This window comes from Enterobacter cloacae complex sp. ECL411 (assembly GCF_021869665.1).
GTDB classification, from domain to species: Bacteria; Pseudomonadota; Gammaproteobacteria; order Enterobacterales; family Enterobacteriaceae; genus Enterobacter; species Enterobacter intestinihominis.
This window is the reverse complement of sequence record NZ_CP091486.1, coordinates 2,764,513-2,789,603: the sequence shown is the minus strand read 5'-3', so window position 1 is coordinate 2,789,603 and position 25,091 is coordinate 2,764,513. Positions and strand designations below refer to the sequence as shown.

The window sequence follows — 25,091 nt, the reverse complement described above, 5'->3', positions numbered from 1 at the left end:
ATGGACGCGATATGACGACGACAATCATCAAAGGCCGCGGTAAAGGTGGCAGCAATCAGACCCGAACGCCTGTTGAAGCACCGGACAGCATTCAGTCCATTGCCAGGGCAAAGGTGCTGATTGCTCTTGGAGAGGGTGAGTTCGCTGGCGGGCTTGATGCTAAAAACATCTTTCTTGGTGACTCATCTTCGTATACGCCCCTTCAGAACGCCGACGGAAGTTATAACTTCAATAATGTAAAATACGAGTTCCGTTCCGGCACTCAGGACCAGGACTATATTCAGGGCTTCCCCGGCATTGAAAACGAACTTCAGGTTTCATATGAGCTGAAACAGGCTGTTCCTTACGTGCGAGCGGTATCCAACACGCAGCTCTCTGCGCTGCGAATTCGCCTGGGATGGCCAACTCTTTTGCTCCAGAAAAACAACGGCGACAAAGTCGGCACCCGCGTCGAGTATGCTATCGATCTTTCGGTCGATGGCGGGCCGTATGAAACGGTGGTTAACGGTGCTGTCGATGACAAAACTACGTCGCTTTATGAGCGTAGTCACCGCGTTAATCTTCCAAAAGCCTCGACTGGCTGGCAGTTACGGGTTCGCAGAATCACGCCGGATTCCACGAGCGTAAATATTGTGGACACCATGCGCGTTGTAGCTGTAACTGAAATTATTGACGCCAAGCTTCGCTACGTTAACACAGCGCTGCTGTATGTAGAGTTTGACGCAAAGCAGTTCCCCAATGGCATTCCTCAGGTTGTGTGCAATCCGAAAGGGCGAATCATCCGTGTACCTGATACTTATGAACCCGAAACCCGCACTTACTCTGGTACATGGGAGGGCGTATTTAAATGGGCATGGACGGATAACCCTGCCTGGATTTATTACGACATCATTCTGAACGAGCGCTTCGGGCTGGGTCAAAGAATCGATGCGACTCAGATAGACAAATGGGAGCTTTATCGCATCGCCCAGTATTGCGATCAACTGGTACCAGACGGCAAGGGCGGCAGCGGGACGGAGCCTCGTTTTCGTTGCAACGTTTATATCCAGGACCGTAATGACGCCTGGACCGTACTTCGTGATCTGGCGGGTATATTTCGCGGCATGACGTACTGGGGTGACAATAAGATGTATGTCCTGGCTGATATGCCCCGCGATGTGTGGCACATCTATAACCACGCCAGCGTTGTTGAGGGTAAATTTACCTTTGCGGACCCGAGTGAAACCACCCGAAACACTGCCGCGCTGGTGAACTGGTCTGACCCAGCTAACCACTACAAAGACACGCCTGAGCCTGTTTACGATAACGATCTGGCCATGCGCTTCGATTATCGTCAGCTCGAAATGACTGCGATCGGCTGCACCAGGCAGTCAGAGGCAAACCGGCGGGGGCGCTGGGCGCTGCTCACTAACGGTATCGGCGAGGTGGTGACCTTCAGTACTGGCATGGACGTTCCCCCTGTCGGGGAGGTGATCGGCGTGGCTGCTAACGAGCTGGCCGGAAGAACTATCGGCGGCAGGGTGAGTGCGGTTAACGGCCGCAACATAACCCTCGATCGCGCCGCTGATGTGAAGGCCGGGAACCGGCTGTTTTTGAATCTTCCATCAGGCACAGCTCAGGCCAGAACCGTCCAGGCCGTTAACGGAAACACAGTCACTGTCACCACATCCTACAGCGAAACGCCGGAGGCTGAATGTAACTGGGGTGTGGACTCTGACGATCTGTTTATAGCGCTTTTCCGTGTTACGGGAACGCGGGACAACAACGACGGCACTTTCGAAGTCACCGGGACGACTTACAACCCTGACATCTATTCCGCCGTTGATACCGGCGCAAGACTGGACGAGCGTCCAGTCAGTGTCATTCCACCTGGGGTTCAGGCCCCACCAGGAAATATTGTCGTAGACAGTTACTCTACGGTTAACCAGAACATTGCGATTACCACCATGCGCGTTGCCTGGGATGCTGTTCAGGGTGCAGTTGCGTACGAGGCGGAATGGCGGCGTGACAGCGGAAACTGGGTAAGCGTGCCCCGAACGTCTTCTCTCGGTTTTGAAGTGCAGGGCATCTACTCGGGTCGCTATCTGGTCCGCGTCAGGGCGGTGAACGCCAGCGACGTTTCATCGGTGTGGGCGACATCATCAGAAGTAAATCTTACGGGTAAAGTGGGCAACCCACCGAAGCCAGTTGGCTTTATCGCTTCTGAAAACGTGGTATTTGGTATCGAGCTGAACTGGGGATTCCCGGCGAATACCGACGACACGCTGAAGACGGAAATTCAGTACAGTCTGACCGGTACCGAAGACGATGCGATGCTGCTGGCAGACGTACCCTATCCGCAGCGCAAGTATCAGCAGATGGGCCTTAAGGCAGGGCAAATTTTCTGGTACCGCGCGCAGCTGGTGGACCGCAGCGGCAACGAGTCCGGATACACCGACTGGGTGCGCGGACAGGCGAGCATCGATGTTTCCGACATCACCGATGTGATCCTGGAGGAAATTAAAGATTCTGAGGTATTCAAGGATCTGATTGAGAGTGCCGTAGAAAGTAGCGAGAAACTGGCCGAACTTTCTGACGCGATTAAGGAGAACGCCGATGGTCTGGCTGCAGCAGTAGGTTCGAATAAGCAGACAGCAGAAGCAATCATTGGGAACGCCCTGGCTATTGCTGATGTTGTTGTGCGTCAGACTGCGCAGCAGGGGGCTAACTCTGCGACATTCGAACAGCTCCGGGAGGTGATCGCCACTGAGACGGAAGCCCGCGTCACGGATGTTACTCGTCTAGAGGCGAAAACTGCCCAGAATGAAGCGGGTATTACTGATGTTCGCCAGGCGTTAGCAACGGAAACTGAAGCTCGCGCTTCTGCGGTAAGTCAATTGACGGCTGCCACTCAGGTCGCATCTGACAAAGCTGATTCAGCAGCTGCTGTAGGTGCTCAGAATACAGCATCAATCACTGACCTTAGCCAGGTTGTCACGGACCTCGATTCCTCAATGGCATCCCGTCTGGAGGAACTGGGAGCAAGGACAGATACTGCCAGCGGCGGCATTCAGAGTAACTCCATCGCGCTAATAACGAGTACGCTGGCGCAGGTTGATCAGCAGGTGAGACTCAGCGCGCAGTACGGTGACAGTAAGGCCAGCATCGATCGTATTGATAATGTTATGGCAAGCGACAGGGAGGCAACAGCGCGTTCGCTGCTGAGTTTGCAGACTGACGTGAACGGCAACAAGGCAGCAATCAACAGCCTGAACCAGACGTTTTCCAATTATCAGCAGGCCACGGCCACGCAGATAAACGGCATTACGGCGACCATCAACGGGCACACTTCAGCGATCACCACCAACGCGCAGGCCATTGCGAACGTCAACGGCGACCTGAAGGCGATGTACAGCATCAAGGTTGCCGTGGATGCGAACGGAAAACAGTATGCTGCTGGTATGGGGATAGGTGTTGAGAATACTCCATCTGGCATGCAATCACAGGTGCTGTTTGTGGCTGACCGTTTCGCGGTAATGGCGCAGGCTGGTGGGGCGGTATCGTTGCCGTTCGTTATCCAGAACGGACAGACCTTCATCCGGGATACGTTCATCCAGGACAGCACCATCAGCAATGCCAAAATAGGAAACTACATTCAGTCTTCAACATGGGACGGCACCGGAAATGTTGGCTGGCACATCAACAAGTCTGGCTACGCGACGTTCAATAATGTGACCGTTCGTGGCTCGATTTACGCCACAAACGGTAATTTTTCTTTCAATGGCTCCGGCAACACAACGGTGATTAATGGTAATGGCGTAACCATTAATATTCCGGGTGGTGGCCGGATCGTACTTGGGACATGGTGATAATATGCCGACAGGGTTATTGATAGAGCTGAACGACGGCGGGAAACCTATGGAGATAACGGCGGGGCTGAGATGCCCGTCATTTGGAGCAAGTTTTGACAGTGGATATCAGAAAGCCAAGTACGCGGATATTTCCGGTTATGTATCCGGTTCGCAGGTGCTGTTTATCCCTCACGCAACGGCTTATCTTGATTCAGGGCTGCTTCATAAAATGAACTCGGTCACCATATCCGGTGGCCGCGTGACGCAGAACTCCACGATGAAGGATGTAAGCATCAGTGAGCGTGAAAGTACGTACACGTTCCCCGGTAGCCTCTGGCAGATATTTCCGTCAGGCCAGCGTAGTGGTGTGGGTCTTCTCATCAGCAACAGTACTGACTTCACCTCAATAACCAATGCTACACAGTCAGGACAGTGTATCTGGAAGGGTGCCGTCAATGTTCCCACTGGCGGCTGGGCAGTTCCCACGATAGCGGGGTACGACAAGTCCAAATATATCGTCTTTGGGCGCTGCAATAGCGGTAACACAGTCGATTTCGATGGCAACACGGTCAGGTTCTTCAGCCCTCCATCCACCAACGATGATGCTCCGACGACCGGCACGATAGATATTGTCATCTTTGCCAGTGGCGTGGCGCCTCAGCCGGGCACCGGCCTCAACATCTTCAATGCAGCCGGGGCTTGCACGTTTTCGACGACAAAGCGGCCTTTCGTCTACCTCAACCAACTCTGGACGCCTTCGAAAAATGCCGTAAGCATCGGCAGCGGCTATGTTCCGCTGGGCAGGTTCGGGCTGATGGCTCACGAAGTAAATGGCATGTACGTGTATCGAATGTTCGGAATAAAAATACAGAACGGCAGTGCTTCAGTTCAGGGTGGGAAATATCTCGGGCGCGAACAATATGCCATTTTTGGTAATGACACGGTAACGCCCCTCAATCTTCCCGTTCTTCCCGATATGTACGTCTGAAAAATATCACCCTTTAAATGCACCCTCGCTCCGGCGGGGGTTTTTATTGCCTGGAGAAAACATGATTTATACCACCGGCACTATCGCCATCAGCGGAAACACCCTTACAGGTACCGGCACAAACTTCACTGCCGCTGGCTCACTCATCCGCAACGGCTGTACTGTCATTGCGCTGACCAGCCCCACACAGGTGTTCCAGATTACCGCTATCGGCGGGGCAACAAACCTCACCGTGACACCTGCGGCAAGTCCTGCAATCCCTGCGGGGACAAAGTTTTCGATTTTGCTGAGCGACAGCCTGAGCGTGGATGGACTGGCACAGGATATTGCAGAAACCTTCACGATGTACCAGCGCTACATGAGTGGGTTCGCTGATGTGATGAATGGGACATCTGACGTAACTATCACCATCAATGGTGTGGCCGTCACTGTGCCGGGTCAGAGATCGCTGGCAAAGAAAGGGGCTAACAGCGACATCACCAGCCTTTCCGGGCTGACCACAGCACTAAGCGTGGCGCAAGGGGGTACTGGTGCGAAAAATGCGGCAGATGCCCGCACAAACTTCGGGCTCGGAACCGCAGCACTCAAAAACAATGTAAACGGTACGCTCGGTGATGTCTTACTGCAAGGGTACGGCAATCTAGTTAAAATCCAGCAGTATAATCCCGGATTACCTCTGGGGCAGACCGGGGTATACGGACAGTCAAGCGCCGCAGGATGGAAGCCGTCAACAGCGGGCAGCGGCTTTATGACTGCATACTCCGACGACCGCCGCCAGCAGTACTGGATCAGCATTGAGCAGGGATTTTATGTGCGCCATATTTCTGACGCAGCCTTTGATATCGGTGCGAACGTTTACCCGTGGACGCAGATGCAGGCGGTTGGGACATCTGATATCAACTTTAAGAAAGATATCACTGAACTTGATACGGAAATCGCGCTGGCAAACATCGATGCGATGGAGTTCGTATCGTTCAGGTATAAGGATGACGACAGTGAAGCAGTACGCCGTGGTGTAATCGCGCAGCAAATTGAAAAGATTGACCCGGAATACGTTCACAGCGCCGAGGGAGTGGGCAAAATGACCCTTGACCTTAACCCATTGCTTATGGATGCTCTGGCCGCCATTAAGGCACTTAACGCAAAGGTAGCAGAACTTAGTAAACAGGTTGATGAGCTAAAACAGGGTGGAGCTTGATATACCTGAAGACAGCATATTGAAACGGCTTCGCTAAGAAAACCGCCGCCCGTCTTAAGAAAGAACGGGCGGCGGCTGGTTGCTCAGTGTTCATGCCCGAGCAAACGTGGGGAATATTAACCGAACAAGATTTATAGGCCAACCTGGCGAACAGCAGGAGACTCAGAGGTCAGCCACATATCGGACTCTTCAAACATCTCCTCCAGCAAGCGGTTCAGTTTTTCCCGATCGCTTTTGCTGGCATCGCTGTTCAGGCCGTTCGCCTGCATCGGCTTCACCTTCACTTCGGCATCAGGGAAAATCTGGCGCACCCGCTTCGTCAGCTAGGCCAGTATGATTCCTCTGGCCCCTTCGAGCCCCTCTACATTACGCTTATCATAAACCAGCTCAACGAACATAAAGACCTCCGGAAACGACTGTATTTTTAAAGAGAACTTATACTGGTTATTTGTACAGTGTCAACGGTTGGGTATATAGCATTTCAGAAGAGATCCATGGGGCATGGATGGGGCAAAAAAATTGTTTTTGAGACGGTTTGGGGCATGGGTGGGACATTTTTACTCATATGAACTTTGGTGATTTTCATATGAAGGGAATTTTATGTGATTGATAATTCTAAAGAATACACATGCTCTTGGGCGTTCTTTAGTGATTTTTAAAATTGCCGCGTCACGCAGTTAAAGTGTCGGGCATACTCTTCAAGGCCAGTAATACCCAGGCGCACCCATTTCGGGTGCGACCACTGGGGCAAACCCACGTACATCATAGCGCGCTGAGGATCTCATCCGTGCTGCGCACGCGACCAATACGCGGGAAGATATGGGTCATGCTGCCCTGATGCTGATCCGCAGAGGCTGCGCTGCACGCATCTTCCGCTATCACCAGGTTAAAGCCCAGCTCCCAGGCGTTACGGGCGGTGGATTCCACACCGATGTTGGTGGAGATCCCGCACAGAATAATAGTGTCTATCCCGCGACGGCGCAGCTGGAGCTCCAGGTCAGTGCCATAGAATGCGCCCCACTGGCGTTTGGTGACTTCTAAATCGCTGTCGCGTTTACCGAGCGAGACCGGGTATGTCCACCAGTTGTCCGGCAGCGCATGCGCCGGGGCCTGAGCATCAACTGGCTGCTTTAGCGCTTCGGCGAAATCAGTGGACCAGCCGACGCGCACCATGACGACAGGCGCACCGCTGGCCCGGCATTTTTCCGCCAGACGCGCAGCACGGCTTACAACATCGTCAGCGGTGTGTGGACCACCGGCAAAAGGCAGGATCCCTTCCTGTAAATCAATGACCACAAGGGCGGTTTTGGTGGCATCAAGCGTTAACATTGTCACTCCAGTAAAATTAATTGCTTTTTTACACCTTACGACGGGATGGCCTGTTATCGGTCGGATAATTTTGTTAATTTTTGTGAGAATAGACAATAAGAGCACAGCAAACACGCGTCAGGCCGTGCTTCGCTCTTATCGTGCGGCAGAATTTCCAGTATAATAGCCGCCTTTTTTCATCCAGTTGTGACATACAGAAAGCTGCGACATCGTAGCCTGTAAGACAGGCGACAATCAGCCTGCGGCTAATTAAGGGATATCTCATGCGTACAGAATATTGCGGGCAGCTGCGTCAGTCCCACGTCGGGCAGCAGGTCACCCTGTGTGGTTGGGTCAATCGTCGTCGCGATCTTGGTAGCCTTATCTTTATTGATATGCGTGACCGCGAAGGTATCGTTCAGGTGTTCTTCGATCCGGATCGCGCTGATGCGTTGAAGCTGGCCTCTGAGCTGCGTAATGAGTTCTGCATTCAGGTGACGGGCACCGTGCGTGCGCGTGACGAGAAAAACATCAACGCCGACATGGCGACCGGTGCTATCGAAGTGCTGGCGTCCGATCTGGTGATTATCAATCGCGCAGAAGCGTTGCCGCTGGACTCCAACCACGTCAACACCGAAGAAGCGCGTCTTAAATACCGCTACCTGGATCTGCGTCGCCCGGAGATGGCTCAGCGCCTGAAAACCCGTGCGAAAATCACCAGCCTGGTGCGTCGCTTTATGGATGACCACGGTTTCCTCGATATCGAAACCCCGATGCTGACCAAAGCCACGCCGGAAGGCGCGCGCGACTACCTGGTGCCATCCCGCGTCCATAAGGGCAAATTCTACGCGCTGCCACAGTCACCACAGCTGTTCAAGCAGCTGCTGATGATGTCAGGCTTCGACCGCTACTATCAGATCGTGAAATGCTTCCGCGATGAAGATCTGCGTGCAGACCGTCAGCCAGAATTTACCCAGATCGATGTGGAAACCTCCTTCATGACCGCCGAGCAGGTGCGTGAGGTGATGGAAGCCCTGGTGCGTAGCCTGTGGAACGACGTAAAAGGCGTTGAGTTGGGCGATTTCCCAATCATGACCTTCGCGGAAGCCGAGCGTCGCTACGGCTCCGACAAACCAGACCTGCGTAACCCGATGGAGCTGGTGGACGTGGCAGACCTGGTGAAAGCCGTTGAGTTTGCGGTCTTTGCTGGTCCGGCTAACGATCCGAAAGGCCGCGTGGCTGCCCTGCGCGTACCGGGCGGTGCTGCGCTGAGCCGTAAGCAGATTGACGACTACGGCAACTTCATCAAGATCTACGGTGCGAAAGGTCTGGCCTATATTAAAGTAACCGAGCGTGCTAAAGGTCTGGAAGGCATTACCAGCCCTGTTGCGAAATTCCTGAATGCGGACATCGTGGAAGCTATTCTGGAGCGCACCGGCGCGCAGGACGGCGACATGATCTTCTTCGGCGCAGACAACAAGAAAGTCGTTGCGGATGCGATGGGCGCGCTGCGTCTGAAGCTCGGCAAAGACCTGAACCTGACCGATGAAAGCAAATGGGCGCCGCTGTGGGTGATCGACTTCCCGATGTTTGAAGACGACGGTGAAGGCGGCCTGACCGCGATGCACCACCCGTTCACCTCGCCAAAAGACATGACGGCGGCGGAACTGAAGGCAGCACCGGAAGATGCGGTAGCGAATGCCTACGATATGGTTATCAACGGCTACGAAGTGGGCGGCGGCTCCGTGCGTATTCACAGCGGTGAAATGCAGCAGACCGTGTTCGGCATTCTGGGCATTAACGAGCAGGAGCAGCGCGAGAAGTTTGGCTTCCTGCTGGACGCCCTGAAATACGGTACGCCTCCGCACGCGGGTCTGGCCTTTGGTCTTGACCGTCTGACCATGCTGCTGACCGGCACCGACAACATCCGTGATGTTATCGCCTTCCCGAAAACCACCGCAGCGGCGTGTCTGATGACTGAAGCGCCAAGCTTTGCCAACCCGGCCGCGCTGGCTGAGCTGGGCATTGAGGTGGTGAAGAAGGAAGAGAAAAACTGATATGGCATATAAGCGTCCCGTTTCGGTTCTGGTGGTCATTTATGCAGAAGACTCGAAGCGGGTGCTGATGTTGCAGCGGCGCGACGATCCTGATTTCTGGCAGTCGGTTACCGGCAGTCTGGAAGAGGGAGAGTCCGCGCCGCAGGCCGCCGCGCGTGAAGTAAAGGAAGAGGTCGCCATTGACGTTGCTCGCGAGCAACTGACCCTGAAGGACTGTCAGCGCACGGTGGAGTTTGAAATTTTTAGCCATTTACGTCATCGCTATGCACCGGGAATTGAGCGCAATACGGAATCGTGGTTCTGCCTTGCGCTTCCCCATGAGCGGGAGATCGTGTTCACGGAACACCTGACCTACCGCTGGGTGGATGCGGCGGATGCCGCCGCACTGACCAAGTCATGGAGCAACCGGCAGGCGATAGAAGAATTTGTAATTAACGCTGCCTGAGAAGGCGCGATTTTTGGAGAACTTTTTATGGCAGGTCATAGTAAGTGGGCCAACACCAAACACCGTAAAGCGGCACAGGATGCCAAACGCGGTAAAATCTTTACCAAAATCATTCGTGAGCTGGTAACAGCGGCGCGTCTGGGTGGCGGCGATCCGGCCTCTAACCCACGTCTGCGCGCGGCGGTGGATAAAGCCCTGTCCAACAACATGACGCGAGACACCCTGAACCGTGCAATCGCACGTGGCGTGGGCGGTGATGAAGACGCGAACATGGAAACCATCATTTATGAAGGTTACGGTCCTGGCGGTACGGCGGTGATGGTAGAGTGCCTGTCCGACAACCGTAACCGTACCGTTGCGGAAGTGCGCCACGCGTTCACCAAAACCGGTGGTAACCTGGGCACTGACGGTTCCGTTGCTTACCTGTTCAGCAAAAAAGGCGTCATCTCCTTCGAGAAAGGCGACGAAGATGCGATCATGGAAGCGGCGCTGGAAGCCGGTGCGGAAGACGTAGTGACCTACGACGACGGCGCTATCGATGTCTACACCGCATGGGAAGAGATGGGGGCCGTGCGCGATGCGCTGGAAGCGGCAGGTCTGAAAGCGGATAACGCTGAAGTGTCCATGATCCCTTCCACAAAAGCGGACATGGATGCAGAAACCGCACCGAAACTGCTGCGTCTGATCGACATGCTCGAAGACTGCGACGACGTGCAGGAAGTGTATCACAACGGTGAAATCTCTGATGAGGTTGCAGCGACTCTCTGATGAGAGCCTGTAAACCGTTTATGGGAGACGCGTGATGTCGATTATCCTCGGGATTGACCCCGGCTCACGCGTCACCGGGTATGGCGTTATCCGTCAGGTGGGACGCCAGCTAACCTACCTCGGCAGCGGCTGTATTCGTACCAAAGTGGACGATCTGCCGTCGCGCCTGAAGCTCATTTATGCGGGCGTGTCGGAGATCATCACCCAGTTTCAGCCGGACTTTTTCGCCATCGAGCAGGTCTTTATGGCGAAGAACGCTGACTCGGCGTTAAAGCTCGGGCAGGCGCGCGGCGTGGCGATAGTTGCCGCCGTGAACCAGGACCTGCCAGTGTTTGAATACGCGGCCCGTCAGGTTAAGCAGACGGTGGTGGGCATAGGTAGCGCGGAGAAAAGCCAGGTGCAGCACATGGTGCGTACCCTGCTGAAGCTCCCGGCGAACCCGCAGGCCGACGCCGCCGATGCGCTGGCCATTGCGATTACCCACTGCCACGTCAGCCAGAACGCGATGCAAATGAGTGAGTCGCGGCTCAATCTGGCGCGAGGCAGATTACGATAATGACAAATCAGGCTGGATGTTTATCCAGCCTTTTTTTATTATGTCGGCAGTTAATTTCATCCAGAACGCAGGAGCGTCACGTGATAGGCAGACTCAGAGGCATCATCATTGAAAAACAACCCCCGTTAGTGCTGCTGGAAGTGGGTGGCGTGGGCTATGAAGTCCATATGCCGATGACCTGCTTCTACGAATTGCCGGAGGCGGGCAAAGAGGCGGTTGTCTTTACCCAGTTTGTGGTGCGTGAGGACGCTCAGCTGCTGTACGGATTCAATAACAAACAGGAACGCACCCTGTTCCGCGAATTAATTAAAACCAACGGCGTCGGGCCCAAGCTGGCGCTGGCGATTCTGTCCGGTATGTCAGCGCCACAGTTTGTGAATGCCGTTGAGCGCGAAGATCCGGCTGCGTTAATTAAACTTCCGGGCATAGGCAAGAAAACCGCCGAGCGCCTGATTGTCGAGATGAAGGACCGCTTTAAAGGTTTGCATGGCGATCTGTTCACTCCGGCGGCCGATCTGGTGCTGACTTCACCGGGCGGGCCAGCGACGGATGATGATGCCGAGCAGGAAGCGGTTGCCGCGCTGGTGGCGCTGGGCTATAAACCTCAGGAGGCCAGCCGTATGGTGAGTAAAGTTGCCAAACCGGATGCCAGCAGTGAAACTCTGATTCGTGAAGCGCTGCGCGCTGCATTGTGAGGTAAAGGATGATTGAAGCAGACCGCCTGGTATCGGCAGGCACCATTCAGCCAGATGACGTGGTGGATCGCGCGATCCGTCCCAAACTGCTGGATGAGTACATTGGCCAGCCGCAGGTTCGTTCTCAGATGGAGATTTTCATCCAGGCGGCAAAGCTGCGCGGCGATGCGCTCGATCACCTGCTGATTTTTGGTCCGCCGGGGTTAGGTAAAACCACCCTGGCGAATATCGTCGCCAACGAAATGGGCGTTAACCTGCGTACCACCTCCGGCCCGGTGCTGGAGAAAGCAGGGGACCTGGCGGCGATGCTGACCAACCTCGAACCGCATGACGTGCTGTTTATCGATGAAATCCACCGCCTGTCCCCGGTGGTGGAGGAAGTGCTCTATCCGGCGATGGAGGATTACCAGCTGGATATCATGATCGGCGAAGGCCCGGCCGCGCGCTCGATCAAAATCGATCTGCCACCGTTTACCCTGATTGGCGCCACGACCCGCGCCGGCTCGCTGACCTCACCGCTACGCGACCGTTTTGGTATCGTGCAGCGTCTGGAGTTTTATCAGGTGCCCGATCTTCAGCATATTGTGGGTCGCAGCGCGCGCTACATGGGGCTGGATATGAGCGAAGAGGGAGCGTTTGAAGTGGCGAAACGTTCCCGCGGTACGCCGCGTATCGCCAACCGCCTGCTGCGTCGCGTGCGTGATTTTGCCGAGGTGAAGCACGATGGCACCATTTCGGCTGACATTGCTGCGCAGGCGCTGGATATGCTGAACGTTGATGCCGAAGGCTTTGACTATATGGACCGTAAGCTGCTGCTGGCGGTGCTGGATAAGTTCTTTGGCGGGCCGGTGGGGCTGGATAACCTGGCGGCGGCAATTGGCGAAGAGCGTGAGACTATCGAGGACGTGCTGGAGCCGTATCTGATCCAGCAGGGCTTCTTACAGCGTACCCCGCGTGGTCGTATGGCGACGGTGCGGGCGTGGAATCATTTCGGCATTACGCCGCCCGCGATGCCGTAAGTAGCGATTAATGGTAGCCCCGGTAAGCGAAGCGCCACCGGGGACATGCTGACTACTGCGCGGTCTTTTTCATCATACTGAAAATAAACAACACCGCCGCGCACAATACCACCGACGGCCCCGCTGGCGTGTCATAAAACGCCGAGAAGGTTAAGCCGCCCGTCACCGCGATCATTCCGATAATCACCGCGATACCGGCCATTTGCTCCGGCGTACGCGCAAAACGACGCGCCGTGGCGGCAGGGATTATCAACAGCGACGTGATGATCAGCGCGCCAACAAATTTCATCGCCACCCCGATGGTTAACGCCGTCACCAGCATCAAGAGCAGCTTCACGCGCTGAAGCTTCACGCCGTCGACAAAGGCCAGATCGGGGCTGACGGTCATTGCCAGTAAATTCCGCCACTGCCACAGCAGGATCCCGAGCACCACCACCACGCCAATGGCAATGGAAATCAGATCTTCGGGCGTGACGGCCAGCAGATCGCCGAACAGATAGGCCATCAGGTCCACGCGGATGTTTGACATCAGGCTCACCACCACCAGGCCCAGCGACAGGGCGCTGTGCGCCATAATGCCGAGCAGGGTATCAATGGCCAGGTGAGGGCGTTTTTCCAGCCAGACCAGACCGGCGGCCAGCAGCAGCGTGACGACAATCACCGCATAAAACGGGTTTACGTCCAGCAACAAACCAAACGCGACACCCAGCAATGACGCATGGGCCAGCGTATCGCCGAAATAGGACATTCTGCGCCAGACGACAAACGAGCCGAGTGGACCCGCGGCGCAGGCAAGCATAATCCCGGCCAGCCAGCCGGGCAGTAACAGTTCAATCATGAGTGTCCATTTCCCCGACGCAGGACAATTCGTCCCTGTAAATCATGGCGGTGATTGTGATTATGGCGATAGATGCCCAGCTGTTCGGCGCCACGATGGCCAAACATGGAGATAAATTCGGGATGCATTGACACCACTTCCGGCGTGCCGGAACAACAGATGTGATGGTTCAGGCACAGCACTTCGTCGGTTTTGGCCATTACCAGATGCAGATCGTGGGAGACCATCAGCACCGCGCAGTTAAGCTCTCGACGGAGCTGGTCGATAAGATCGTACAGCGCAACCTGACCGTTGACGTCGACACCCTGCGTCGGCTCGTCCAGGACCAGCAGCTGAGGGCTGTTGAGCAGGGCGCGGGCAAGCAATACGCGCTGGGTTTCACCGCCCGACAGCTTTTGCAAAGGCGCCTCAACAAGATGTCCCGCCTGAACGCGTTTTAGCGCCGGTAGGATATCCGCTTTACGCGTACCGGGACGGAGACGCAGGAAGCGGCTCACCGTCAGGGGCAGGGTGGCATCAAGATGTAATTTTTGCGGCACATAGCCGATACGCAATTTGTCCTCGCGGACGATAACACCTGCGTCAGGGGCTACCAGGCCTAATACGACGCGCACCAGCGTCGATTTGCCTGCACCGTTAGGGCCGAGCAGCGTGAGTATTTTGCCGGGCTTCATATTCAGCGACACGTCAGAAAGGACGCGGCGCTGGCCGAATGAGACCGAAACATTTTCAAGAGAAACTAAAGTCGTCATGTCAATTTAAGCTTGCAGAAGTCATCGAATGTTATAATATCACATTCCACGCATTCATTACGATGATTAGTCGCATTATGTTACAGAAAAATACGCTTCTTTTCGCAGCTTTATCCGCTGCTCTTTGGGGGACAACAGCACAAGATGTTAACGCTGCCGTTGTCGCTTCGCTTAAACCACTTGGCTTTATCGCCGCTGCCATCGCCGACGGTGTGACGGACACAGAGGTTCTTCTGCCTGACGGGGCCTCCGAGCATGATTATTCTCTGCGTCCGTCTGATGTAAAACGCTTACAGAACGCGGACTTAGTCGTCTGGATTGGTCCTGAGATGGAAGCGTTCATGCAGAAATCCGCTAAACAGGTCCCTGCGGAGAAACAGGTGACGATTGGTGAGCTGTCCGCTGTGAAACCGTTGCTGATGAAAGGGGCTGAGGACGAGGGCGACGAACACGACCACGACCATGCTCATGGCGAAAAAGGTGACGACCATCACCATCACGGTGAATACAACATGCATCTCTGGCTCTCCCCAGAGATAGCGCGGCTTACAGCGGTTGCAATCCACGACAAATTAGTGGAACTTATGCCGCAAAGTCGAATCAAACTCGACGCCAACCTGAAGGATTTTGAGGCTCAATTAGCCGCAACCGACAAACAGGTGGGTAACGAGCTCGCACCGCTTAAAGGAAAAGGGTACTTCGTTTTTCATGATGCCTACGGGTATTACGAGAAACATTACGGTCTGACCCCATTGGGGCATTTTACCGTCAACCCTGAAATTCAGCCTGGTGCGCAGCGTTTACATGAAATCAGAACACAGTTGGTTGAGCAAAAAGCGACATGCGTTTTTGCTGAGCCACAGTTCAGGCCAGCGGTCGTAGAAGCCGTGGCCAGGGGAACATCCGTGCGCATGGGAACCCTTGACCCGCTAGGTACGAACATCCAGTTGAGCAAAGCGAGCTATTCGCAGTTCCTCAGCCAACTGGCGAATCAGTATGCGAGCTGCCTGAAAGGAGATTAACGAGGAAGTGAATACGTGCAACAGATAGCCCGCTCTGTCGCCCTGGCATTTAACAATCTGCCTCGACCCCACCGCGTTATGCTGGGGTCGCTTACAGTTCTCACGTTAGCGGTCGCCGTCTGGCGGCCCTATGTTTACCACCCGAGTTCTGCCCCTATTATTAAAACCATCGAACTGGAGAAGAGCGAGATCCGCTCTCTGCTGCCTGAGGCCAGCGAGCCTATCGATCAGGCCGCACAGGAAGATGAAGCTATTCCCCAGGATGAGCTGGATGACAAGATCCAGAATGAAACCGGCATTCATGAATATGTTGTTTCTACTGGCGATACGCTGAGCAGCGTCCTGAACCAGTACGGTATCGACATGGGCAACATTAGCCAGCTTGCCGCATCCGATAAAGAGCTGCGTAACCTGAAAATTGGTCAGCAGCTTTCCTGGACCTTAACGCCCGACGGCGATCTGCAACGTCTGACCTGGGAGATGTCCCGTCGCGAAACCCGCACCTACGATCGCACCGCAAACGGTTTCAAAATGACCAGTGAAATGCAGCAGGGCGACTGGGTTAACAGCGTGATGAAAGGGACCGTCGGCGGCAGCTTTGTTTCCAGTGCCCGCGATGCTGGCCTGACCAGCGCTGAAATCAGCTCGGTGATCAAAGCCATGCAGTGGCAGATGGATTTCCGCAAACTGAAAAAAGGCGATCAGTTCTCTGTCCTGATGTCCCGCGAAATGCTGGACGGTAAGCGCGAGCAGAGCCAGCTTGTGGGTGTTCGTCTGCGTTCAGACGGCAAAGACTACTACGCCATTCGCGCGGAAGACGGTAAGTTCTATGACCGCAGCGGTACGGGCCTGGCAAAAGGCTTCCTGCGTTTCCCAACGGCGAAACAGTTCCGTGTCTCCTCCAACTTTAACCCGCGTCGTCTGAACCCGGTAACGGGTCGCGTAGCGCCGCACCGTGGCGTTGACTTCGCCATGCCGCAGGGCACGCCAGTGCTGGCGGTAGGGGATGGTGAAGTGGTCATGGCGAAACGCAGTGGTGCTGCTGGCTATTACGTTGCTATTCGTCACGGTCGCACGTACACCACCCGCTACATGCACCTGCGTAAACTGCTGGTCAAACCGGGCCAGAAGGTGAAACGTGGCGATCGCATCGCGCTGTCCGGTAACACCGGCCGGTCGACGGGCCCGCACCTGCACTACGAAGTGTGGATCAACCAGCAGGCGGTTAACCCGCTGACGGCGAAACTGCCGCGCACCGAAGGGCTGACCGGGAAAGATCGCAAAGATTACCTGGCGCAGGTGAAAGAGGTGATGCCACAGCTGCGCTTCGACTAAGCTAACACCCTCAAAAATAAGCCGGCGTCAGTGTGCGCCGGCTTTTTCTTTTGTACGCGGACGGCTGCCTCGCTACACTATCTGAATATATTTTTGCGTCACCAGACCCTGGAACCCGCATGGAAACCAAAAAAAACAATATTGAGTACATTCCCGAGTTTGAAAAATCCTTTCGCCACCCGCGTAACTGGGGCGCCTGGCTTGGCGTATACGCGTTTGCTGGCATGGCGTTACTACCTGCTTCCCTCCGCGATCCGGTTCTCGGAAAAGTGGGGTGCCTGGCAGGGCGCTTAGGTAAAAGCGCACGCCGCCGGGCGCAAATAAACCTTCTGTACTGCTTCCCGGATAAAACCGACGTCGAACGTGAAGCAATCATTGATGACATGTATACCACCGCGCCACAGGCCATGGCGATGATGGCGGAACTGGCGCTGAAAGGGCCGGAAAAGATCGTCGACCGCGTTGACTGGAAAGGGCTGGAAATCATCGACGAGATGCGTCGCAATGATGAAAAAGTGATTTTCCTGGTGCCGCACGGTTGGGGGGTCGACATTCCGGCAATGTTAATGGCATCGCAGGGCCAGAAAATGGCGGCGATGTTCCATAATCAGGGAAACAAAATCTACGATTTCGTCTGGAATACCGTGCGCCGTCGCTTTGGCGGACGTCTGCACGCCCGAAACGATGGCATTAAGCCTTTCATTCAGTCCGTACGTCAGGGTTACTGGGGCTACTACCTGCCCGATCAGGATCACGGTCCTGAGCACAGCGAGTTTGTCGATTTCTTCGCGACCTATAAAGCTACGCTACCCGCGATTGGTCGCCTGATGAAAGTCTGCCGCGCCCGCGTGATCCCGCTGTTCCCGGTTTATGACGGTAAAACGCATCGCCTGAGCATTGAGGTTCGTCCGCCGATGGACGATCTGCTGACCGCGGACGATCGCACCATTGCACGCCGCATGAATGAAGAGGTGGAAGTGCTGGTGGGGCCACATAAGGAGCAATATACGTGGATCCTGAAGTTGCTCAAAACGCGTAAACCTGGCGAAACAGAGCCGTACAAGCGTAAAGAGCTTTTCCCGAAGAAATAGGAAACCTTCACCCCTCTCCCCTTAGGGGAGAGGGGATAGGAGCTTACTCTACGGTCAGTACGCGGGTGGTATTGGTTGAGCCGATGGTGCTCATCACGTCACCCTGCGTCACGATAACGATATCACCGGATACCAAATAACCTTTGTCGCGCAGCAGGTTCACAGCATCGTGCGCGGCGGCCACGCCATCGTTGGTGCTGTCGAAGTAGACTGGCGTCACGCCGCGATACAGCGCCGTCAGGTTCAGCGTACGCTCGTGACGGGACATGGCGAAGATCGGCAGACCAGAGCTGATGCGAGACGTCATTAGCGCGGTACGGCCAGATTCGGTCATTGTGATGATCGCCGTAACCCCTTTCAGGTGGTTGGCTGCGTACATCGCGGACATCGCAATCGCTTCTTCCACATTGTCGAACTGGATATCCAGGCGGTGCTTGGAGACGTTAATGCTTGGGATCTTCTCCGCACCCAGGCAGACGCGCGCCATGGCGGCCACGGTTTCCGCCGGATACTGACCCGCAGCGGTTTCTGCTGACAGCATCACCGCGTCAGTACCATCCAGCACGGCGTTCGCCACGTCCATGACTTCCGCACGGGTTGGCATTGGGTTGGTGATCATGGATTCCATCATCTGGGTGGCGGTGATCACCGCGCGGTTCAGCTGACGCGCGCGACGGATCAGCGCTTTCTGGATACCGACCAGTTCAGGGTCGCCAATTTCCACGCCCAGATCACCACGGGCAACCATCACCACGTCAGACGCCAGGATCACGTCGTCCATCGCGTCCTGATCGCAGACCGCTTCAGCGCGTTCCACTTTCGCAACAATTTTCGCATCGCAGCCTGCATCACGCGCCAGGCGGCGAGCATAGTTCAGATCTTCGCCGCAGCGGGGGAAGGAGACGGCCAGATAATCCACGCCGATCTGCGCTGCGGTCACGATATCCGCTTTGTCTTTATCGGTCAGTGCTTCGGCAGACAGGCCACCGCCGAGTTTGTTGATGCCTTTGTTGTTGGAGAGCGGGCCGCCGACGGTCACTTCGGTGAACACCTTCATACCCTGAACTTCCAGCACTTTCAGCTGTACGCGTCCGTCGTCCAGCAGCAGGATGTCGCCAGGCACAACGTCAGCAGGCAGACCTTTGTAGTCGATACCCACTTTTTCCTTATCGCCTTCGCCTTTGCTCAGGTTGGCATCCAGCAGGAATTTATCGCCGATGTTGAGGAAGACTTTGCCCTCTTTAAAGGTCGATACGCGGATTTTTGGACCTTGCAGGTCACCGAGGATAGCAACATGGCGGCCCAGTTTAGCTGCGATTTCACGCACTTTGTCGGCACGTAATTTATGGTCTTCTGGCGTACCGTGAGAGAAGTTCATGCGCACCACGTTGGCACCCGCGGCGATAATCTTCTCGAGGTTATTATCGCGGTCGGTGGCCGGGCCTAGGGTGGTGACGATCTTGGTTCTGCGAAGCCTTCTGGACATGTAATACTCCGTTGACTGAAACAACTTTGGTGTTGCGTGAACATAGAATCGGCCTTCATCTATCGCAAGGCAGTAGCGAGGGGACCGAATGCCGTAAATCGTACATCGTCGTTATTAGGGAACATCGCTCTTTATAAGCAATTCTTTATCAAAACGCGATTCTTTCAGGGCTTCCTTGACCCGCTTCAAGTTATCCCGGAATTTTGCGCCCCGGCGTAAGGTAAAACCGGTCGCCAGCACGTCGATGACCGTCAGCTGCGCCAGGCGGGAGACCATCGGCATGTACATGTCGGTGTCTTCCGGTACGTCCAGGGTAATGGCGAGCGTTGCTTCCCGGGCCAGCGGCGTACCTGCCGTCGTCAGGGCGATGACCATCGCATCGTTGTCACGCGCGAGTTGCGCCAGCTCCACCTGGCTCTTGGTGCGGCCCGTATGGGAGATGAGTACCACGACATCATCTTCGCTACAATTCATACAGCTCATGCGTTGCAGCACAATGTCATCGGAGTAAATCACCGGCACGTTAAAGCGAAAGAACTTATTCATGGCGTCATGCGCCACGGCGGCGGACGAGCCAAGGCCAAAGAAGGCGATCCGTTTGGCCTGCGTGAGAAGATCGACCGCGCGATTCACTGAACTCATGTCCAGAGACTGGCGAACATGGTCGAGCGTGGCCATTGCCGATTCAAATATTTTTGCGGTGTAAGCATCAACGCTGTCGTCTTCATCTACATTGCGATTAACATACGGGGTACCGTTTGCCAGACTTTGTGCCAGATGCAGTTTAAAATCAGGAAAGCCGCGGGTGTCCAGACTACGACAGAATCGATTGACCGTCGGTTCGCTGACGCCCGACTCCTGTGCCAGAGCGGCGATGCTTGAATGAATCGCCTGAGCGGGCGCGGCGAGAATAACTTCAGCCACTTTGCGCTCGGATTTGCTAAGGTGTTCCAGTTGAAACTGGATTTTTTCCAGCATGTTCATTGTTAACAAGACGCTCGTGAGGGCATAAACGATTTCATAGAGATGAAACCTTGATTCGATTTAGCCGATATTACCCCCGGGACACCCGAAAGGGTAATCGTCGACAAGAAATGTTGTTGTTTTTTTTCATTACTTGATCGACGTCGGGTTTTGCTCTGACCCTGTTGCGCAAAGAATCGACGTTTGTTGCGTCACCAGACGGGCGTAATGGCCCGCGCGACGAAAAATCACCGTATCGCACGCGTCGTTAAGCGCTAATGGTTTCAGGAAACGCGTAAAAGCAGTACAGTGCATTGTAATAAAATTACAACGATACCTGGCAGAGTACCAGGAGATCTAACTGAGGAGAATGACATGGCGGTAACGCAAACAGCCCAGGCATGTGACCTGGTCATTTTCGGCGCGAAAGGCGATCTTGCACGCCGAAAATTGCTGCCTTCCCTGTATCAGCTCGAAAAAGCGGGCCAGATCCATCCCGATACCCGAATTCTTGGGGTAGGGCGCGCCGACTGGGATAAGGAGGCTTATACCAAAGTCGTGCGCGAGGCGCTCGAAACCTTCATGAAAGAGAAAATCGATGAAAGCCTTTGGGATAAGCTGAGCGGGCGTCTCGATTTCTGCAATCTGGACGTCAACGATGTAAGCGCCTTTACCCGTCTGGGTGAAATGCTGGACCAGGAAAATCGCGTCACCATTAACTATTTCGCCATGCCGCCAAGCACCTTCGGCGCCATCTGCAAAGGTCTGGGCGAAGCGAAGCTGAACGCCAAACCGGCGCGCGTGGTGATGGAGAAGCCGCTGGGTACGTCGCTGGCAACCTCGCGTGAAATCAACGACCAGGTGGGCGAGTTCTTTGAGGAGTGTCAGGTTTACCGTATTGACCACTATCTGGGTAAAGAGACGGTTCTGAACCTGCTGGCGCTGCGTTTTGCCAACTCCTTGTTTGTGAACAACTGGGACAACCGCACTATCGACCACGTGGAAATTACCGTGGCGGAAGAAGTGGGCATCGAAGGCCGCTGGGGCTACTTCGACCAGGCCGGCCAGATGCGTGACATGATCCAGAACCACCTGCTGCAAATTCTGTGCATGATTGCCATGTCTCCACCGTCAGATCTGACGGCCGACAGTATTCGTGACGCCAAAGTGAAAGTGCTGAAATCACTGCGCCGTATTGACCGCTCCAACGTGCGTGAGAAAACCGTGCGCGGCCAGTATACCGCAGGTTTTGCCCAGGGGAAAAAAGTCCCTGGCTATCTGGAAGAAGAGGGCGCGAACAAGTCCAGCAACACCGAAACGTTTGTGGCGATCCGCGTGGATATCGACGACTGGCGCTGGGCCGGCGTGCCGTTCTACCTGCGTACCGGGAAACGTCTGCCGGCAAAATGCTCCGAAGTGGTGGTCTACTTCAAAAATCCGGAACTGAACCTGTTCAAAGAATCCTGGCAGGAACTGCCGCAGAACAAACTGACTATTCGTCTGCAACCGGATGAGGGTGTGGATATTCAGATCCTGAACAAAGTGCCGGGTCTTGATCACAAACACAACCTGCAAACCACCAAGCTCGACCTGAGTTACTCTGAAACTTTCAACCAGACGCATCTGGCCGATGCTTACGAGCGTCTGCTGCTGGAAACCATGCGTGGTATCCAGGCGCTGTTCGTCCGCCGCGATGAAGTGGAAGAGGCGTGGAAGTGGGTGGACTCAATCACCGAAGCGTGGGCAGCCGACCAGGACGCGCCAAAACCGTATCAGGCGGGAACATGGGGACCTGTCGCCTCCGTTGCGATGATCACCCGTGATGGCCGCTCCTGGAACGAGTTTGAATAACCCCCATCTCTAGCCCAAAGGTGTTATTTTACCGGTAACATGATCTAACACAGCAAGTGGCATAATTTTTAATCTTTTAAGCTCCGCGTGGATTCACCCGCGGAGCTTTTTTTATTACACTCCCTTCAGACATTTTGCCCCTGTGCTCCGGATATCAGGCGTTTCAGCGTTGTTAACAACCGTCAGAAACTGTGTAAACTCCCGAGCCTGGACAGATAAATTAGAGGAGCTTTTATGAATCCGACATTGTTACGCGTAACACAACGCATCGTTGAACGCTCGAAAGAGACCCGTGCTGCCTACCTTGCCCGCATCGAACAGGCGAAGAGTGAAACGGTCCATCGCTCACAGCTGGCCTGCGGGAATCTGGCCCACGGCTTTGCCGCCTGCCAGCCTGGTGATAAAGACGCGCTGAAAAGCATGCTGCGTAACAATATCGCCATCATTACCTCCTATAACGACATGCTTTCAGCCCACCAGCCGTATGAGGTTTACCCGTCTATCATCCGCAATGCGCTGCACAGCGTGAACGCGGTGGGCCAGGTTGCAGGCGGCGTGCCGGCCATGTGTGATGGCGTGACTCAGGGACAGGACGGTATGGAGCTGTCTCTGTTGAGCCGCGAAGTGATCGCCATGTCGGCGGCAGTGGGCCTCTCTCACAATATGTTTGATGGCGCGCTCTACCTGGGCGTATGCGACAAAATCGTCCCGGGGCTGGTGATGGCCGCGCTGTCGTTTGGCCATCTGCCAGCGATTTTTGTGCCGTCAGGCCCGATGGCAAGCGGTCTGCCAAACAAGGAAAAAGTCCGTATCCGCCAGCTGTATGCCGAAGGAAAAGCGGACCGTCAGGCGCTGCTGGAAGCGGAAGCCGCGTCCTATCACGCGCCGGGCACCTGTACGTTCTACGGTACGGCTAACACCAACCAGATGGTGGTGGAGTTTATGGGGATGCAGCTGCCGGGCTCGTCGTTCATCCAGCCGGATGCGCCACTGCGTAAAGCGCTGACCGAAGCCGCAGCCCGTCAGGTGACGCGTCTGACCGGTAACGGCAACGAGTGGATGCCAATGGGCAAAATGGTCGATGAAAAAGTCATCGTCAACGGGATCGTCGCCCTGCTGGCGACCGGCGGTTCAACCAACCATACCATGCACCTTGTCGCGATGGCGCGCGCGGCGGGCATTCTGATCAACTGGGATGACTTCTCCGATATCTCCTCCGTGGTACCGCTGATGGCGCGTCTGTACCCGAACGGTCCGGCGGACATTAACCATTTCCAGGCCGCGGGCGGCGTGCCGGTGCTGATGCGCGAGCTGCTGAAAGGCGGCCTGCTGCATGAGGATGTCAACACGGTGGCGGGCTTTGGCCTGCATCGCTATACCCTTGAGCCGTGGCTGAACAACGGTGAGCTGGACTGGCGCGAGGGGGCGAGCAACTCGCTCGATCCTCAGGTTATCGCGACCTTCGAACAGCCGTTCTCTCCTCACGGCGGCACCAAAGTGCTGAGCGGTAACCTTGGGCGTGCCGTAATGAAAACCTCTGCCGTGCCGGAAGAGAATCAGGTTATCGAAGCCCCGGCGGTGGTGTTTGAAAGCCAGCACGACGTTTTACCTGCCTTCGACGCGGGTCTGCTTGATAAAGACTGCGTAGTCGTGGTGCGTCATCAGGGACCAAAAGCGAACGGGATGCCAGAATTACATAAACTTATGCCGCCGCTTGGTGTATTATTGGACCGCCGTTTCAAAATTGCGCTGGTGACCGATGGACGCCTCTCGGGGGCATCCGGTAAAGTGCCTTCAGCGATTCATGTCACCCCGGAAGCCTACGACGGCGGCCTGCTGGCGAAAGTCCATGATGGAGACATGATCCGCGTTAACGGTCAGACAGGCGAGTTAACCCTGCTGGTGGACGAAGCAGAGCTGGCGGCGCGTCAGCCACATATTCCTGACCTGAGCGCATCCCGCGTGGGTACCGGACGCGAAATGTTTGGTGCGTTGCGTGAGAAACTCTCCGGTGCGGAGCAGGGCGCAACCTGTATTACGTTTTAAGACGACTTGATTTTAACGATCTGGCGAGAGAAAACTCTGATGAAAAACTGGAAAACAAGTGCAGAAGCAATCCTGACTACTGGCCCTGTCGTGCCGGTTATTGTGGTAAACAAACTGGAGCACGCTGTCCCAATGGCGAAGGCGCTGGTTGCGGGTGGCGTTCGTGTTCTGGAAGTGACCCTGCGTACTGCCTGTGCGATGGATGCGATTCGCGCTATCGCCAAAGAAGTGCCGGAAGCGATCATCGGTGCTGGTACGGTTCTGAATGCGCAGCAGCTGGCGGAAGTGACCGAAGCGGGCGCACAGTTTGCCATCAGCCCGGGCCTGACCGAGCCGCTGCTGAAAGCCGCAACCGAGGGTTCTATTCCGCTGATCCCGGGTATCAGCACCGTTTCTGAACTGATGCTGGGTATGGACTACGGCCTGAAAGAGTTTAAATTCTTCCCGGCTGAAGCGAACGGCGGCACCAAAGCGTTGCAGGCGATTGCAGGCCCATTCTCCCAGGTGCGTTTCTGCCCAACGGGCGGCATCTCTCCGGCCAACTACCGCGACTACCTGGCGCTGAAAAGCGTGCTTTGCATCGGTGGCTCCTGGCTGGTTCCGGCGGATGCGCTGGAAGCAGGCGACTGGGATCGCATTACTAAACTGGCTCGCGAAGCGGTAGAAGGCGCGAAACAGTAACAAATGCTCAATGCATAAAGCAGGCCCTCTGGCCTGATGCTGGTCACTTTATGTGACCAGCATGTATAAGTTCTTCTTCTTCTCCCCACAAACATTTTTAATATCCCTAACCCCAGGCGTATCATTCTTCATTATTAAATAATCCCTCACTTATATATTTGA

20 protein-coding genes and 2 pseudogenes are annotated in these 25,091 nt (G+C 55.2%); 15 read left to right on the top strand and 7 right to left on the bottom strand.

Going from position 1 to position 25,091, the window contains the following annotated elements:
- The first annotated feature begins 11 nt into the window (after positions 1 to 11).
- From L3069_RS13275 to L3069_RS13265, 3 genes are all read left to right on the top strand, one after another.
- Complete coding sequence (locus L3069_RS13275) at positions 12 to 3,848, top strand: phage tail protein (RefSeq protein ID WP_236901869.1); 3,837 nt, start codon at positions 12 to 14, stop codon at positions 3,846 to 3,848.
- Between the two features lie 4 nt (positions 3,849 to 3,852).
- Positions 3,853 to 4,818 (top strand): DUF6453 family protein, encoded by a 966-nt coding sequence (locus L3069_RS13270; protein WP_039270167.1) that lies wholly within the window; start codon positions 3,853 to 3,855, stop codon positions 4,816 to 4,818.
- A gap of 61 nt (positions 4,819 to 4,879) precedes the next feature.
- Entirely contained in the window at positions 4,880 to 6,016 is a 1,137-nt protein-coding gene (locus L3069_RS13265) for a tail fiber domain-containing protein (protein WP_080373380.1), read from the top strand.
- A gap of 131 nt (positions 6,017 to 6,147) precedes the next feature.
- On the opposite strand, the pseudogene L3069_RS13260 reads toward L3069_RS13265, so the two are convergent.
- The 3 genes and pseudogenes from L3069_RS13260 to L3069_RS13250 all read right to left on the bottom strand — a co-directional run bounded on the left by L3069_RS13260 (position 6,148) and on the right by L3069_RS13250 (position 7,345).
- A pseudogene (locus tag L3069_RS13260) lies at positions 6,148 to 6,414 on the bottom strand (DinI family protein).
- A gap of 272 nt (positions 6,415 to 6,686) precedes the next feature.
- A pseudogene (locus L3069_RS13255) lies at positions 6,687 to 6,782 on the bottom strand (hypothetical protein); the annotation flags it as partial.
- Positions 6,779 to 7,345: a hydrolase gene (locus L3069_RS13250; protein WP_022648490.1), complete on the bottom strand. Its 567-nt coding sequence runs from the start codon at positions 7,343 to 7,345 to the stop codon at positions 6,779 to 6,781. The gene L3069_RS13250 and the pseudogene L3069_RS13255, both read right to left, overlap by 4 nt.
- Before the next feature lie 263 nt (positions 7,346 to 7,608).
- Here L3069_RS13250 and aspS point away from each other — a divergent pair, with 263 nt between their 5' ends.
- The 6 genes from aspS to ruvB all read left to right on the top strand — a co-directional run bounded on the left by aspS (position 7,609) and on the right by ruvB (position 12,864).
- The gene (gene aspS / locus L3069_RS13245; protein WP_023300446.1) at positions 7,609 to 9,381 is read left to right on the top strand and encodes an aspartate--tRNA ligase; all 1,773 of its coding nucleotides are present in this window, start codon (positions 7,609 to 7,611) and stop codon (positions 9,379 to 9,381) included.
- A gap of 1 nt (position 9,382) precedes the next feature.
- The gene (gene nudB / locus L3069_RS13240; RefSeq protein ID WP_023300445.1) at positions 9,383 to 9,826 is read left to right on the top strand and encodes a dihydroneopterin triphosphate diphosphatase; all 444 of its coding nucleotides are present in this window, start codon (positions 9,383 to 9,385) and stop codon (positions 9,824 to 9,826) included.
- A gap of 27 nt (positions 9,827 to 9,853) precedes the next feature.
- A complete protein-coding gene (locus L3069_RS13235) occupies positions 9,854 to 10,594 on the top strand; it encodes a YebC/PmpR family DNA-binding transcriptional regulator (RefSeq protein ID WP_003859747.1) in 741 nt (246 codons plus the stop codon).
- 34 nt (positions 10,595 to 10,628) lie between these two features.
- Positions 10,629 to 11,150, top strand: coding sequence for a crossover junction endodeoxyribonuclease RuvC (gene ruvC / locus L3069_RS13230; RefSeq protein ID WP_014884319.1), 522 nt, complete (start codon positions 10,629 to 10,631; stop codon positions 11,148 to 11,150).
- 80 nt (positions 11,151 to 11,230) lie between these two features.
- Positions 11,231 to 11,845, top strand: coding sequence for a Holliday junction branch migration protein RuvA (gene ruvA / locus L3069_RS13225; protein ID WP_022648487.1), 615 nt, complete (start codon positions 11,231 to 11,233; stop codon positions 11,843 to 11,845).
- An 8-nt stretch (positions 11,846 to 11,853) separates the two neighbouring features.
- Positions 11,854 to 12,864, top strand: coding sequence for a Holliday junction branch migration DNA helicase RuvB (ruvB, locus tag L3069_RS13220; protein WP_006811035.1), 1,011 nt, complete (start codon positions 11,854 to 11,856; stop codon positions 12,862 to 12,864).
- 52 nt (positions 12,865 to 12,916) lie between these two features.
- Here the strand turns inward: ruvB and znuB are convergent, their stop codons facing one another.
- Both znuB and znuC read right to left on the bottom strand, forming a co-directional pair.
- Positions 12,917 to 13,702, bottom strand: a complete 786-nt coding sequence (znuB, locus tag L3069_RS13215) for a zinc ABC transporter permease subunit ZnuB (protein WP_022648485.1) — start codon at positions 13,700 to 13,702, stop codon at positions 12,917 to 12,919.
- Positions 13,699 to 14,454, bottom strand: a complete 756-nt coding sequence (gene znuC, locus L3069_RS13210) for a zinc ABC transporter ATP-binding protein ZnuC (RefSeq protein ID WP_038416269.1) — start codon at positions 14,452 to 14,454, stop codon at positions 13,699 to 13,701. The genes znuB and znuC overlap by 4 nt, the downstream gene beginning before the upstream one ends.
- 77 nt (positions 14,455 to 14,531) lie before the next feature.
- On the opposite strand from znuC, the gene znuA reads away from it, so the two are divergent.
- From znuA to lpxM, 3 genes are all read left to right on the top strand, one after another.
- Positions 14,532 to 15,476, top strand: coding sequence for a zinc ABC transporter substrate-binding protein ZnuA (gene znuA / locus L3069_RS13205; RefSeq protein ID WP_032622452.1), 945 nt, complete (start codon positions 14,532 to 14,534; stop codon positions 15,474 to 15,476).
- Between the two features lie 15 nt (positions 15,477 to 15,491).
- Positions 15,492 to 16,811 (top strand): murein DD-endopeptidase MepM, encoded by a 1,320-nt coding sequence (gene mepM / locus L3069_RS13200; protein ID WP_022648483.1) that lies wholly within the window; start codon positions 15,492 to 15,494, stop codon positions 16,809 to 16,811.
- A gap of 119 nt (positions 16,812 to 16,930) precedes the next feature.
- Positions 16,931 to 17,902, top strand: coding sequence for a lauroyl-Kdo(2)-lipid IV(A) myristoyltransferase (gene lpxM, locus L3069_RS13195; protein ID WP_022648482.1), 972 nt, complete (start codon positions 16,931 to 16,933; stop codon positions 17,900 to 17,902).
- A gap of 43 nt (positions 17,903 to 17,945) precedes the next feature.
- On the opposite strand, the gene pyk is transcribed toward lpxM, so the two are convergent.
- Together pyk and L3069_RS13185 are read right to left on the bottom strand one after the other, a co-directional pair.
- The gene (gene pyk / locus L3069_RS13190; RefSeq protein WP_003859767.1) at positions 17,946 to 19,388 is read right to left on the bottom strand and encodes a pyruvate kinase; all 1,443 of its coding nucleotides are present in this window, start codon (positions 19,386 to 19,388) and stop codon (positions 17,946 to 17,948) included.
- Between the two features lie 114 nt (positions 19,389 to 19,502).
- Complete coding sequence (locus L3069_RS13185) at positions 19,503 to 20,372, bottom strand: MurR/RpiR family transcriptional regulator (RefSeq protein ID WP_003859769.1); 870 nt, start codon at positions 20,370 to 20,372, stop codon at positions 19,503 to 19,505.
- Between the two features lie 354 nt (positions 20,373 to 20,726).
- Here L3069_RS13185 and zwf point away from each other — a divergent pair, with 354 nt between their 5' ends.
- From zwf to kdgA, 3 genes are all read left to right on the top strand, one after another.
- Complete coding sequence (gene zwf / locus L3069_RS13180) at positions 20,727 to 22,202, top strand: glucose-6-phosphate dehydrogenase (RefSeq protein ID WP_022648481.1); 1,476 nt, start codon at positions 20,727 to 20,729, stop codon at positions 22,200 to 22,202.
- 234 nt (positions 22,203 to 22,436) lie between these two features.
- The gene (gene edd / locus L3069_RS13175) at positions 22,437 to 24,248 is read left to right on the top strand and encodes a phosphogluconate dehydratase (RefSeq protein WP_038416268.1); all 1,812 of its coding nucleotides are present in this window, start codon (positions 22,437 to 22,439) and stop codon (positions 24,246 to 24,248) included.
- A gap of 39 nt (positions 24,249 to 24,287) precedes the next feature.
- Complete coding sequence (gene kdgA, locus L3069_RS13170; protein ID WP_003859774.1) at positions 24,288 to 24,929, top strand: bifunctional 4-hydroxy-2-oxoglutarate aldolase/2-dehydro-3-deoxy-phosphogluconate aldolase; 642 nt, start codon at positions 24,288 to 24,290, stop codon at positions 24,927 to 24,929.
- The last annotated feature ends 162 nt before the right edge of the window (positions 24,930 to 25,091 follow it).

What these genes read in the sequence shown, in the direction of transcription:
- L3069_RS13265 (WP_080373380.1), top strand. Translation starts at nt 4,880, where the DNA reads ATGATTTATACCACCGGCACTATCGCCATCAGCGGAAACACCCTTACA.
- kdgA (WP_003859774.1), top strand. Translation starts at nt 24,288, where the DNA reads ATGAAAAACTGGAAAACAAGTGCAGAAGCAATCCTGACTACTGGCCCT.
- pyk (WP_003859767.1), bottom strand. Translation starts at nt 19,388, where the DNA reads ATGTCCAGAAGGCTTCGCAGAACCAAGATCGTCACCACCCTAGGCCCG.
- znuC (WP_038416269.1), bottom strand. Translation starts at nt 14,454, where the DNA reads ATGACGACTTTAGTTTCTCTTGAAAATGTTTCGGTCTCATTCGGCCAG.
- L3069_RS13250 (WP_022648490.1), bottom strand. Translation starts at nt 7,345, where the DNA reads ATGTTAACGCTTGATGCCACCAAAACCGCCCTTGTGGTCATTGATTTA.
- ruvB (WP_006811035.1), top strand. Translation starts at nt 11,854, where the DNA reads ATGATTGAAGCAGACCGCCTGGTATCGGCAGGCACCATTCAGCCAGAT.
- L3069_RS13185 (WP_003859769.1), bottom strand. Translation starts at nt 20,372, where the DNA reads ATGAACATGCTGGAAAAAATCCAGTTTCAACTGGAACACCTTAGCAAA.
- zwf (WP_022648481.1), top strand. Translation starts at nt 20,727, where the DNA reads ATGGCGGTAACGCAAACAGCCCAGGCATGTGACCTGGTCATTTTCGGC.
- ruvC (WP_014884319.1), top strand. Translation starts at nt 10,629, where the DNA reads ATGTCGATTATCCTCGGGATTGACCCCGGCTCACGCGTCACCGGGTAT.
- L3069_RS13270 (WP_039270167.1), top strand. Translation starts at nt 3,853, where the DNA reads ATGCCGACAGGGTTATTGATAGAGCTGAACGACGGCGGGAAACCTATG.
- aspS (WP_023300446.1), top strand. Translation starts at nt 7,609, where the DNA reads ATGCGTACAGAATATTGCGGGCAGCTGCGTCAGTCCCACGTCGGGCAG.
- edd (WP_038416268.1), top strand. Translation starts at nt 22,437, where the DNA reads ATGAATCCGACATTGTTACGCGTAACACAACGCATCGTTGAACGCTCG.
- nudB (WP_023300445.1), top strand. Translation starts at nt 9,383, where the DNA reads ATGGCATATAAGCGTCCCGTTTCGGTTCTGGTGGTCATTTATGCAGAA.
- lpxM (WP_022648482.1), top strand. Translation starts at nt 16,931, where the DNA reads ATGGAAACCAAAAAAAACAATATTGAGTACATTCCCGAGTTTGAAAAA.
- znuB (WP_022648485.1), bottom strand. Translation starts at nt 13,702, where the DNA reads ATGATTGAACTGTTACTGCCCGGCTGGCTGGCCGGGATTATGCTTGCC.
- L3069_RS13235 (WP_003859747.1), top strand. Translation starts at nt 9,854, where the DNA reads ATGGCAGGTCATAGTAAGTGGGCCAACACCAAACACCGTAAAGCGGCA.
- znuA (WP_032622452.1), top strand. Translation starts at nt 14,532, where the DNA reads ATGTTACAGAAAAATACGCTTCTTTTCGCAGCTTTATCCGCTGCTCTT.
- L3069_RS13275 (WP_236901869.1), top strand. Translation starts at nt 12, where the DNA reads ATGACGACGACAATCATCAAAGGCCGCGGTAAAGGTGGCAGCAATCAG.